The organism is Henriciella marina DSM 19595 (genome assembly GCF_000376805.1).
GTDB lineage: Bacteria > Pseudomonadota > Alphaproteobacteria > Caulobacterales > Hyphomonadaceae > Henriciella > Henriciella marina.
Genome location: NZ_AQXT01000002.1, coordinates 2,087,393 through 2,099,176 on the forward strand (window position 1 = coordinate 2,087,393; position 11,784 = coordinate 2,099,176).

The 11,784-nt window shown below is 56.7% G+C and carries 10 protein-coding genes and 2 tRNA genes; 7 read left to right on the forward strand and 5 right to left on the reverse strand.

The annotated features are described in order from the left end of the window. The first annotated feature begins 13 nt into the window (after positions 1-13). Complete coding sequence (locus F550_RS0110220; protein WP_018148460.1) at positions 14-1,090, forward strand: GNAT family N-acetyltransferase; 1,077 nt, start codon at positions 14-16, stop codon at positions 1,088-1,090. A 24-nt stretch (positions 1,091-1,114) separates the two neighbouring features. Here F550_RS0110220 and thpD read toward each other — a convergent pair whose 3' ends face one another. After that, complete coding sequence (gene thpD / locus F550_RS0110225) at positions 1,115-2,053, reverse strand: ectoine hydroxylase (RefSeq protein WP_018148461.1); 939 nt, start codon at positions 2,051-2,053, stop codon at positions 1,115-1,117. 251 nt (positions 2,054-2,304) lie between these two features. On the opposite strand from thpD, the gene F550_RS0110230 reads away from it, so the two are divergent. Further along, positions 2,305-2,916, forward strand: a complete 612-nt coding sequence (locus tag F550_RS0110230; protein ID WP_018148462.1) for a trimeric intracellular cation channel family protein — start codon at positions 2,305-2,307, stop codon at positions 2,914-2,916. A gap of 72 nt (positions 2,917-2,988) precedes the next feature. Beyond that, positions 2,989-4,026 carry an alpha/beta hydrolase fold domain-containing protein gene (locus tag F550_RS0110235; RefSeq protein WP_018148463.1) on the forward strand — a complete coding sequence of 346 codons (1,038 nt, stop codon included), beginning with the start codon at positions 2,989-2,991 and terminating at the stop codon, positions 4,024-4,026. On the opposite strand, the gene F550_RS0110240 is transcribed toward F550_RS0110235, so the two are convergent. Beyond that, positions 4,023-4,892, reverse strand: coding sequence for an alpha/beta fold hydrolase (locus tag F550_RS0110240; protein WP_018148464.1), 870 nt, complete (start codon positions 4,890-4,892; stop codon positions 4,023-4,025). The two genes, F550_RS0110235 and F550_RS0110240, sit on opposite strands and share 4 nt — an antisense overlap. A gap of 2 nt (positions 4,893-4,894) precedes the next feature. Beyond that, positions 4,895-5,662, reverse strand: coding sequence for a TrmH family RNA methyltransferase (locus F550_RS0110245; RefSeq protein WP_018148465.1), 768 nt, complete (start codon positions 5,660-5,662; stop codon positions 4,895-4,897). Positions 5,663-5,765: 103 nt separating this feature from the next. Here F550_RS0110245 and F550_RS0110250 point away from each other — a divergent pair. Both F550_RS0110250 and F550_RS0110255 read left to right on the forward strand, forming a co-directional pair. After that, positions 5,766-5,850 (forward strand) — tRNA-Tyr (locus tag F550_RS0110250). 260 nt (positions 5,851-6,110) lie between these two features. Next, a tRNA-Gly gene (locus F550_RS0110255) sits at positions 6,111-6,184 on the forward strand. Positions 6,185-6,277: 93 nt separating this feature from the next. On the opposite strand, the gene F550_RS0110260 is transcribed toward F550_RS0110255, so the two are convergent. Then, positions 6,278-7,126: a CPBP family intramembrane glutamic endopeptidase gene (locus F550_RS0110260; RefSeq protein ID WP_018148466.1), complete on the reverse strand. Its 849-nt coding sequence runs from the start codon at positions 7,124-7,126 to the stop codon at positions 6,278-6,280. A 185-nt stretch (positions 7,127-7,311) separates the two neighbouring features. Between F550_RS0110260 and F550_RS0110265 the strand changes: the two genes are divergently transcribed. Then, positions 7,312-7,734, forward strand: coding sequence for a plasmid mobilization protein (locus tag F550_RS0110265; RefSeq protein WP_018148467.1), 423 nt, complete (start codon positions 7,312-7,314; stop codon positions 7,732-7,734). Further along, a complete protein-coding gene (locus tag F550_RS0110270) occupies positions 7,731-8,975 on the forward strand; it encodes a relaxase/mobilization nuclease domain-containing protein (protein WP_018148468.1) in 1,245 nt (414 codons plus the stop codon). The genes F550_RS0110265 and F550_RS0110270 overlap by 4 nt, the downstream gene beginning before the upstream one ends. A gap of 21 nt (positions 8,976-8,996) precedes the next feature. On the opposite strand, the gene F550_RS0110275 is transcribed toward F550_RS0110270, so the two are convergent. Further along, entirely contained in the window at positions 8,997-11,147 is a 2,151-nt protein-coding gene (locus F550_RS0110275; protein WP_018148469.1) for a helicase HerA domain-containing protein, read from the reverse strand. Positions 11,148-11,784 lie beyond the last annotated feature (637 nt).

The following is an 11,784-nucleotide window of genomic DNA, read 5'->3' on the forward strand; positions in this document are numbered from 1 at the left end:
GATCTCACACGGCATGCCGACAAAAGCAGACTATCTAAATTTCTCCGAGCTGACCGATGATGATCGGCGCACATGGCTGGCATTGCAGGCGGCTGATCCCTGTCTGGCGAGCCCCTATTTCTCCCCCTCTTACGCCAGCGCCGCCGACGCGGCCCGGCCTGGCGTTAAAGTCCTGAGATTTCGCGAGGGCGTTCGACCTGTCGCCTACTGGCCCTTTCGGCCTGGTCCGTTTGGCACGGCACGTCCTGTTGGGGGACCGATGGATGACCTGCATGGCATCATTGCAGCGCCCGATACCGTCCTTGATCTTGGGCAGCGCGATGTCAGCCGGCACATTGGCGGATACGCCTTTGAGGCCACGCCCGCCAACCAGTACCGCCATGGCCTTGGCGGGCTCAGGGGCGACGGCAATCAGGTCATGGACCTCTCGGCCGGATATGACGCCTGGCTTGAAGACCGGCAGGCGGATTCGTCCAACTTCCGTAGGGAATACAGAAAGGTCGACGCGCTGCTGGCTGCGCCAGGGACGGAGGTCCGCCATGATGTACGCGACATCGCCGCATTCGAGCGGCTTCTGGAGCTGAAGCAGACGGCATATGAACAATCCGGTCACTTCAAACTGTTTTCGCTGGAATGGCCCCGCCAGTTGCTCGAAAGCCTGATGGAGGCGAACGCCGCCGACGCACGCGGCGTCATGTCCACGCTGCACATTGATGGGGAGCTGGCGGCCATGGCTTTCAACATGCGGTCAGAGACGGTCCTGCACTACTGGTTTCCGGCCTATGAGGACAAATTTTCCAAGCAGAAACCGGGACTTGCCCTTCTGTTCAGCCTGGCCGAATGGGCCGCAAGTGAAGGCCTTGGCGAGCTTCATCTCGGGCTCGGCGATACCCGCTACAAGCGCCAGATGGCGAGCTGGATGATGCCGGTTCGCGGCGGTGCCCTGGCACTCGGTGCGCCTCAGAAAATTGCGACGTCTGCGTCGGCGCTCTCGGCCAGACTGGAGGGCAATCACCGCTTTCTGGATGTGCCAGCAAAGTTCGCCCGCAAGTATCACCGGGTCATGCTGGCCGGGACCTTGCGGGCGTAAACCATCGCTCAGCGGGGTCGGAATTTAGCTTGAGCTCCTGCCAACCTTGCCAGTAACCCGGGAGAGCGGCGCAAGCGGGCTTTCAACCCGGCGGTGGGCAATATGCTCCGGCCGCGGAGACTTGGCCGCGAACGGCTTTTCAAGGCGGTTGGACCACGCATTGAACACGAAGAAGGCATTCATCCGCTCGAACGGGGTAATGTTGCCGTTGGAGGCGTGCAGCGTGTTGCAGTCAAAAATCACGACTGACCCTGCCTTTGGCGCCGGGGCAACAATGCCGCCTTCATCTACCAGCTGCGCGATGGAGTCAGCATCGGGGATACCGGTCTCCTGACGTTTCAGCGAAGACTTGTAGTTGTCATCAGGCGTCTCACCCACGCAGGAGATGAAGGTCTCATGGCTGCCGGGCACAAACATGACGGGTCCAGCCTGCGGGTGGTTATCCGTCAGCATGACGGACATGGAAAGCGCACGCATGTTCGGCATGCCGTCTTCAGCGTGCCAGGTCTCGAAATCGGAATGCCAGTAGAACTCTTTGCCCTTGAAGGCTGGCTTATAGTTGAGGCGCGACTGGTGAATGTAGACTTCATCACCGAGGATGTAGCGCGCAACGTCCGCGAGCCGGGGGTCACGCGCAACCACGTCGAAGTCACTGGTCTGGCGGTGAATGGCGAAAACCGAACGCACTGCGCCGCTGTCCCGCTCTGAGATCACTGTCTCGTCAGACAGGCTGGCTGGATAGTCGCGCATCTCATTCGCAGTGCCCCGCATCCGGGCGACTTCCTTTGGTGAAAAGACGTCTTCGAGGACGACAAAGCCGTCGCGCTCGAAATCTTGTATCAGAGATGGGCTAATCGGCGGGCTCGATCCTCTTTTTGCGTGAATGACTCTTTCCCGGCGGTCAATCTGTTCAGGCTTTTTGTTGAGCCGGGTGGTGTATCTGTCCTTTTGCAGCTGTTGCATGGCTAATCGTTCTGATCCTCTCGTTTGCGGCGATTTCTTCGCCGTTTCGGTTCGTCTGAATGGCGGTATTGCCGCGCATCTGGTCGCACCTACGCCCGCCCACACTATTAGGTTGCAAATGACTTGCTCATTTGCCCCTGATTTATAACCGAGGTTATGAATATGGCCGCAGACCGGGCGAACCGGGTGCACGTTTTACGGGTCTTCACTGGAGGTAGACCGCGCGCGGTTTCTCCTTCAGAAGACCGCCCATGAGCCCTGATCTTCTTGCAGCGTTTGCCGACCGGTTCGGTGTTTTCGTCTTTGCCATATCCGGCGGCGTCCTTGCGGTTCGCAAGGAAATGGATTTGCTCGGCGTGGTCGTTCTGGCCTTCCTGCCCGCCATCGGCGGCGGCACCCTGCGCGATCTGCTGCTGGACCAGCCGGTCTTCTGGCTGTCAGACACCCTCACCCTCGTCCTGGCGATTGCAGGGGGCCTGACGGCCTTTCTGTTCTACCGCTTTGTCAGCCAGTTCCGCGCGCTTCGCTGGCCGGACGCAGTTGGCATGTCGCTGTTTGCCGTGACAGGGGCCGCCAAGGCGATGTCGCTCGGGCACGGCTTTATGGTCGTGGTCATCATGGGCGCCATAACCGCCAGCGCAGGCGGCCTACTGAGGGATGTGATTGCCAATGAAGAGCCCCTGGTTCTCAAAGAAGGCGAGCTTTACGCGACCTGTGCACTGGCAGGATCTGCGGTTTACTTTGGCGCGGTCACCCTCGGCGCACCAGAGCAGGTCGCCTTCGTCGCAGGCATGCTGACGGCCTTCATTTCTCGCGCCAGTGGCATTCTATTCGGAATCAAACTGCCGCGCGCAAAAGGTTGACCCTGCGCCATCGTGGCGGGCTTTCCTCGCCGTGCTACAGCTTCCCAACCAACAAGAATGGGAGGAATAGACATGGCCAAAGGTGCTGACGATCCAAGGCTCGACCCGCGCATCCGCGCAATGCTGGCAACGATGCCGCCGCCACAGGCGCGAACGGCAAAAACACGCGATGAGATGGTCGCGAATGCGAATACCGCAGAGGCCAATCAGCGCGCGGCCTTGCTCCAGCAGCTCCTCTCGCAAGTCGATACAGAAAGCATCGCGCCATCAAAGGGCATCGATATCTCGACCCATGAATTTGAAAGCGCACCGGACGGCAACACGATCAAGCTGCAGCTGATCAAGCCGGAGGGCGCAGGTGACCTTCCCTGCATCTACTACATCCATGGCGGCGGGATGCTGGAGTTTTCCTGCTTCGATCCGATGTACCAAGCGTGGGGCCGGATGATCGCCCATCAGGGCGTCGCGGTGGCGATGGTCGACTTTCGTAATGCGCTGCGCGCCTCTTCAGCACCGGAAATTGCGCCTTTCCCCGCAGGCCTGAATGATTGCGTCTCTGGTGTGAAATGGGTCTCCGAAAACGCGAGCACGCTTGGCATCGACAAGAATGCCATCATCATCGCAGGCGAAAGCGGCGGCGGGAATTTGACGCTGGCCACGGGTCTGAAGCTGAAACAGGACGGTGATATCGGCCTCGTACGCGGGCTCTATCCGCTCTGCCCCTATATCGCGGGCAGCTGGCCGCGCGCTGACCTGCCTTCATCGTCGGAGAACAATGGTATCCTTCTGGACCTGCACGAATTTGGCGGGGCCATTGCCTATGGCATCGAAGCCTTCGAAGCCAGGGACCCGCTCGCCTGGCCCCTCTTTGCCAGCGAGGCGGATGTAAAAGGCCTGCCGCCCGTGATGATCAGCGTGAATGAATGCGATCCGCTGCGCGATGAGGGTATCGCCTTCTATCGCCTGCTGCTGAAAGCGGGCCAGCCTGCTCAGTGCCGCAATGTCATCGGCACCAGCCACGGCCTCGAAATCGCGACTCATCTCTGTCCCGATATCAGCCGCCAGACCGCGGCCAGTCTGGCGCAGTTCCTGCGGGATGTCTCAGCCTAGAGAAAGTCCTGGAGCGTCTCGATGAAAAGCTCGAAGCGGTCATGGTGCAGCCAGTGGCCAGCTTCGGGGAACATCTTCACCTCAGCATGCTCGAAATGCTCGATCCGACCATCTTCTGCCGGGTTCGAGGCCCAGCTTTTCTCACCATAGAGCAGAAGGGTCGGGCAGGAGATCGACTTCCACAGTTGGGCGACCTGTTCATGGGTGATGTCCACCGATTCCCAGACGCGCAGATAATTATCGAACTTCCAGGAATAGGTCCCGTCCTCATTGCGGGCGATACCATTGATCGTGAGGTGGCGCGCCTGTTCCGCTGACAGGAAGCTGTTCTCATCCTTCATGCGCGCATAGGCCTGTTCGAGCGTGTCATAGCGCTTGGGCTGGCGCCCGGCGAGGCCGCGCTTGTCGTCGATCATCTTGCGGAAATGCTCCTGCCACGGCGTTTTCCGGCGTTCTGCGAGGCGGCTAGGGCTTGGACCGAGCCCCTCAATCGCGACGATCTTGCGGACATTTTCCGGATAGAGGCCGGTATAGCGCAGGCAGATATTCCCGCCCAGCGAGTGCGAGACGATGGTCACCGGCGCAAGCTTCAGCTGATGGATCAGCTGGGCCAGATCATAGATATACGCCTGCATGTTGTAATTGCCTTCGGGCGACCAGGCGCTGTCGCCATGGCCGCGCAGATCCGGCGCAATGACGTGCCAGTCCTTGCGCAGGAGCTCTGCCGTCCAGTCCCAGCTGCGGCAATGGTCGCGCCCGCCGTGCACCAGAAGGAGCGGCGGCGCGTCCTCATTGCCCCAGTCTGCGTAGTGCAGCTTCAGGCGCTGGGAAAAATAAGTGTGAGAGGTCGGTCCGAGAAGTGTCATTTTCAGGCCTTTCCTGAACGCATGGCTTCATAGAATGCAATCGCGGCGGCGTTGGAAACATTGAGGCTTTCCATGCCGGGCACCATCGGGATGCGCGCCAGCGTCGCGCAGGCCTTGGCCACGGCGGGACGCAGGCCTGAGCCTTCGGCGCCCATGACAAATGCCACCTTGGGTGCGCCAGAAACAGCGGCGTCCAGCATTTCGGTGCCTTCACCTGCAAGGCCAACCGTATGGTATCCAGCATCGCCGAGCGCATCCAGCGCGCGGGCGATGTTCACGACACGAATTTCTTCGACCGCTTCAATCGCGCCTGCCGCCGCTTTGGCCACAACGCCTGTCAGCGGCGGTGTATGCCGGGTCTGCAGCACCAGTCCGCCAATGCCGAACGCGGCCGCTGAGCGGAAGATCGCCCCAAGATTATGCGGATCGGAAATCTGGTCGAGCACGCAGAGGCGGTCAGGCGCGTCAGGGCGTGCCAGCACATCCTCAAGCACGACAGGCTCCAGCGGCTGGACCTTGATCGCGATCCCCTGGTGCACGGCATTGTCTGGAAGCAGCTTGGCCAGCGCTTTCTGGTCGAGGACTTCAAAACCGGAAAGCCCTGTGCGCTTGGCCGCATTCTCTGTCGCAACCCAGCGCAGGATGACCCTGTCCTTGTTCGCAATTGCGGCTTCCACGGCGTGCTGGCCCCACAGCCAGAGGGGCGCTGTCGGGTCGGGTGCAGCCCGCGCTGCAAATCGCCGTTTCTCATGGTTGCGTGGAATGGGCATCGTCCCTATAAAGCGCGCTTCGGAGCGCCGGAGGTTGTTTTATTTCAGCCTTTTGGCGTCCTGATCTGGCAGCGTCAATCTCGCACGCTGCAAGGCAGTCCCTGGAGGGGTGGCCGAGTGGTTAAAGGCAGCAGACTGTAAATCTGCCCGCATAGCGTACACAGGTTCGAATCCTGTCCCCTCCACCACTCATTTCAGGTGGCCTAAAAGGCCAAAAATCAGTCCGGTGGACTGATTTTACCAAATGAGTGCCCCGGCAGGGGCTTTATTGAATTGCTTCCGTCTCCTCGCTGCGCTCGTCACATGAAGCGCGCTCAAGGCTGCGCGCCGCGACCACGGTAGCGATTAGCCCACCAGTAATTACCCATTAGCTCGCCGCACTGCCAACAACTCCGGCTCTTCCCTTGCATCGCGGGCGCTGGCGAAGTATCTCCAGCCGCTCTGGCGCGCGGATATAGCACAATGGTAGTGCAGCAGCCTTCCAAGCTGAGGATGCGGGTTCGATTCCCGCTATCCGCTCCAGATGCCCCCCGCTTCAATCGAAGAAACTGATGCATCTGAGAGTGTGGCAGACGATGTGCGCGACTTCCGCCCACGCGGCAAACGCCAGCTCTTCTACATGCCTTCGGCTTTCGCCTTCCGCCAGTAGAAAAGCGCAAGACAAGTCACGACAAGCGGGACCATGAGGCCGTATTCGTCGATCCACATCTGTGTGCCCTCGCCCGCGACGGTGAGCGGCGTAAAGATCTTCTGAATGAAAATATTGTGGGCGGCGTGAAAGATAATGGCAGGCCAGAAGCTGCCGGTCTTGAACGTGAAATACGTCATGATCACAGAGATGCTAGTTATCATGAGTGTAAAGCAGGCGACCTGAAAGACGGGGTCACCGCCGCCATATCTGATGATGATCGGAAAGTGCCAGGCTGCCCATATCAGGCCGCTCGTAATGGAGACCGCGCCAAAGGGCATGACCTTGCGAAGTTCCCAGACCAGAAAGCCCCGCCAGCCGATCTCTTCCCCAGCAATCGATCCAAGGGATTTGATGAATTGCACGCTGGCCAGAAGGCAGATCATCACGATCGTCGACACGACAGGGACGTTCGACGGAAAGCCGATCTCAGACGACCATTCGGAAATGGTTTCGGGATTGAACGGGGCACCAAGACCGAACATCCAGATCAGACAATACGCCAAGGCGACATAGCCCGCCGGTATGAAGTATGCCTGAACATTGCTGCGCCAGTCTCCCCATGCCCAAGGCAGACTGGAGATCGGGCGGCCCCTGATCTTCAGCGTGATGAGGGCGGCAATGGCCGGACAGATCATCAATGCGCCCACATAGAGGCTGGTGGGATTGAGTTCGAGGATCGCAAAATGTGCAATCGCGCTCAGGACGATCAGGAGTCCCATGAAGATGGAAATCGTTATCCAGGCGTCGCGACGATCAATCGAAGAATAGGTCATCCGCAATCACATATCGAATTTCGATAAATAGTCCAGCGCCATCTAAATGGCCGGGTTCTTGACACGAATGCCTGGGGGATGGCGCGCCTAGAAGGAGAAACTTCGAACGCGCTTTTCAACACTTTATCCGAGTGGAACGACCATCTCAAGACCTCTGACCTGAAGGGACACGATGAGCCCAAGCCATGAAGGGGTCGTCACGCGATCCCTTCAACGGCGCTGCCGATGGCACGCAAAATACGCCTGACTACGGCAAGCCAGTCTCAGTTCGCTTCACAGAAGAAGAACGCGCAGAGCTTGAGCGCTTGGCGGGTGATCTCACTCTCAGCGCATATATTCGCTCACGATGCATCGGGGATGAGGCTGAACCTCACCGCACACGTGGCAAGCGGCCTATCAAAGACTTTGAGGCATTAGGGCGCGTCCTAGGCGCGCTTGGTCGCTCGCAGCTTTCAAACAATCTGAACCAGCTTGCGAGGGCGGCCAATAGCGGAACGCTCGGCCTGTCGCATGAAACTCAGGCGGCAATTGAAGATGCCGCTCAAGATATAGCTTTCATCCGCAACGAACTGATCCAGGCTCTTGGCCTACGGGACGCGCAGCCATGATCTTCGTCGGGAACTCACGTGCGAACGGGCAGAATCTCGCTCGCCATTTGATGAGTCCTGATAATGAGCATGTGACCGTCCAAGAAATATCGGGCTTTTCTGGCGATGATCTAGCGTCAGCATTCAAAGAGGCAGAAGCAACAGCACGAGGTACACGCTGCAAGAAATATCTATTCTCCCTCAGTCTCAACCCACCGTCATCGGAGAGGGTCGAAACTGAGGCATTTCTGGAAACCATCACGGAAGTCGAAAATCGACTTAGCCTCTCAGGCCAGCCGCGCGCTATTGTCTTTCACGAGAAAGGTGATCGTCGCCATTGCCATGTGGTTTGGAGCCGCATCGACAGCGAGGAGATGAAAGCCATTCCCCTAGCCTTCACAAAACGCAAACTGATGGAGCTCTCGAAAGAGATTTATCTCGAACATGGCTGGGAGATACCAGACGGATTTATCCAGCCTGCCCTTCGCGATCCTAAAAACCTTACGTTGGCCGAGTGGCAACAGGCCAAACGTATTGGGCAAGATGCAAAGGAACTGAAGGCGGTTTTCCAGTCATGCTGGAAGCGATCAGATAGCCAACGCTCATTCGCCAACGCGCTGCAAGAGCACGGTCTCGCCTTGGCAAAAGGCGACCGTCGCGGCTTTGTCGCAACCGATCTCAATGGCGAGATTTACGCCATCGCGAGGTGGTGCGGCGTCAAGACCAAGGATGTGAGAGCGCGTCTTGGAAAACCAGACAATCTGCCTTCGGTTGCATTGGCCAAGGAGAACCTGGCGAAGGCTGTTTTGCCTGCCGTTGAGAAGCTCAAGAGACGGGCTGCGCGCAAGGAAGGTCAGATCAAAGAGCGTCAGGAGAAGCTCCTTTGGCAACTTACTGAGAAGCATCAGGGAGAGCGCAGACAGCTATCAGATCGCCAGGCCAAACGCTCACAAGCCGAACTTGAGATCAGGCAAGAGCGCTTCAACAAAGGCCTGCGTGGCCTCTTTGACAGGATCACGGGAGCCTACGGCAAGACGAAGAGACAGAATGAGCTTGAGGCCTACGACGCACTTAGGCGCGATCAGACCGAACGCGACAAGCTGGTCTACAGACAGCTTGGAGAAAAGCGTGACCATCTGAAGCGCCAGCGAGACATTCTGCAAAAGGCTCAACAGCTCGGACGCGATCTCAAGAGTGACCTGAAAAACCTGCGCGAAAAGCGGGAGAGTGATCGGTCAGGGCGCGATGGTCCACAACGATAAGAGCCTAGACTAAATCATTCCTCATGCGTCGCCGCCTTCTGGAGCATTTTCCGTTCTGAATGCCTCCAAAAATTTATCTCTGTCATTCAGACGTATCAGGACTGGATCATCACATGAGGATGCCTTACCAAAAAATACCGCATGGCGTTCTTTTAAACTTGGTAAAACTCGAGCGTACTCGGAACCGATATAATTACCCAGAAAGTCCTTTCCGGTATCATCGAAAGTCCTCATCGCGAAAATTGAATTGCACTGGTTTAGTATCGTCTTTGTGACGTTAGCAGTTCTCTGAGTAATGAGAAGGCACCCTAGCCCGAACTTACGACCTTGTAGAATTGCTCGTGCGCTTGCCGCAGTGGCATTCTTGTCGCCATCGCTTGCAACAGAGTTCCATTCAGGCACCAAACTATGAGCTTCTTCATATACAAGACAAGCCCGCGCAGTATCGACCATGCCAAGCTCCTGACAGGCCTTTAGCGCAGCGTTGGAGAACATAGCTGTAATTTCGCAAGGCGTCAGGTCAGTAAATGCCGCTTGGTTCTGATATGCATTAGTCGTCTGTTTGCTAACTCTGAAGCCAGCGGGATTGAAGACTAGAAGTCGTTGTTCAGTTTCGGGTGCAAGAAATGCAGATACGGCCTCAATAACTGCGGCATTAAACGTATGCAGAGAGCCACCTTCCTCCTTACCCTGTGCAACAGGCCGTCCCTGCGCGGAGTCGGATAATGCTTGGTTGACGGCGTTTTGATAGTCTTGGTCGATGAAGTCCTCGAGCAGTGTCGCATACTGATCTGTCAAATCTAGACATATGACCTTTATCCCTTGCGCAATCATGCGCTCAACCAACTCGATGGAAAGATAGCTTTTCCCGATGCCGAGAATGCCCAATATAGCGGTATTGTGTGTAACTGCGTCAGATACATCGATTGACACCTGATAATCAGTGCCGGGGAAATGACCTACCGCCTCTGCATTGTGAGTGAACTCATCGGTAGATTTCATGAATACCGGGGCGTTAATTCGCGGCAACCATTCTGTTGGCTTGAATTTCTTCCCCTCAGTATCCCACTTGCCAATCTTTCGAGCCTTGGCGCGGACGTAGCCATACTTATTTTTCTGTTGCACGGCTTCTTCACGTGTCAAACCATCAATGACTTGATAGATTACGTCCTCTCCACGGACTTTGACATCAACCAATCGCCCTTCGGAAAGTTCGTCGTCATTGGTGACTTCTATTTCGATGAACTCAAGGTCGGAATCGCTGTCCACTATTCCGCAAAGCGAGCCGATCCTTTCCAGTACTCTAACCGCCTGAGCTTCCTCTGCTCCAACTGATAGAAGCGTCGCCGCACCACTTCCAACAGCCGCTTCCTGAGCGTGGCTCTTCAGAGCTGGCGGCACGGGCAGATTCAAAGCTCGCAGCAAAATCCCGTCATCTCTACCAACATAGTTTAGCGCGACACCTAGCGTCGTAGGACCATGATCGTCGGAAATTGCCATAAGGGTACCCGACTTGTGACGCACGTCATCATCCTGTCGGATCAGTACGAGCCCTGGAGCCTGATGGGCGGCAACGACACCAAGCACTGCCAACTCTTCTTTACCAAACTTATCACGTACCCAGCCAAGGAACTGGAGCACAGATTCGATGGGTTCGAAAGCGACTATCAAAGCCCACAGAGTGAGGATTGTGTAAAGTTCAGCAGTCGAAGATCGGTGGAAGACCCAAGCGAGCACGAGGATAACCAAAGTGAAGATTGTTCGTGGAGCACCAAACCCCTTTACACTACGCTCGACGCTCAACACCCAGGGGCGGGTTTCAAGCCCGTGCGTGCGCTTGAGAAGCAAAACGGCCATCGAAAGTAAGAAGCAGGCTGCACAAGCTCCAAAGGCGATCAATAAAATCAGTTGATCATTCGGCAGCGAGGGGTTTGCGGCCAGTGCCGCAATCAGCGTTCCACCTGCGACGAACGAATTGGTCGCCACGTCCGCTGGTGGAACAAAGTGAGGATTCAGAAGTCGGCTACCGAGAATTAGGCTTGCAACGCCGTTGGCGAACCAAAGTAGCTTTTCGTTTAATGGAAAGCCTTGGCCTATGATCGACCACTGGATGAAAACCAATATGGCCAAATATAGAATTGTGGCAACCGCGCGTCCCTTTTTATCGTTCACTTGCGGGCCCCACGGTTCTCGGCTTCTTTTTGATGTTTGGCCCTGTCATTTGCTGGCCCGTGCGTCCTCACGTATTCTCGCATGAATTCGCGCAATACTTGGGCGGCAGGCTTGTCTTGTGCATGGCAGATTTGCAGGAAATTGTCCCGCAAATGTCTTTGCATTCTAATCCGAAGCCCAACATCTTTCATGATGCGGAGTGTAACCATTGGATACACATTTAACCAGCGAAATTGTGGCAAAATGCCGAGGATGGAGTTCACCTAATCCGCACAACTTTTGTCGAGGGTTTCCAAAGGGGCTGCGCAACGCCCCTTTCGGTCATGGGGTCTAGGGGAGCTCGAAGGCTCTCTTAGTCGATGGGATTTCACAAGGGAGCTGCGAAACGCTCCCTTTGATCTTTCTGAAAGAAGCGATGGGTTTGCAAAGGGAGAGCGAAGTCTCCCTTGCGAGTGATTGACCGACGATACGGTCTTTGGTGCAGAATATGGCTCTGACATCTGGCCTCTTGCCAGATCCTCAGGATGCCTACTTTCCGCGCCAACTGCGAGAGGGATGCAACGGGAGAGCGCCTAGCGTCTCCTTTGCCAAGGTCGGCTTTGTAATACAAAGCACACCTTGCGTTCTCTCTTTTGAT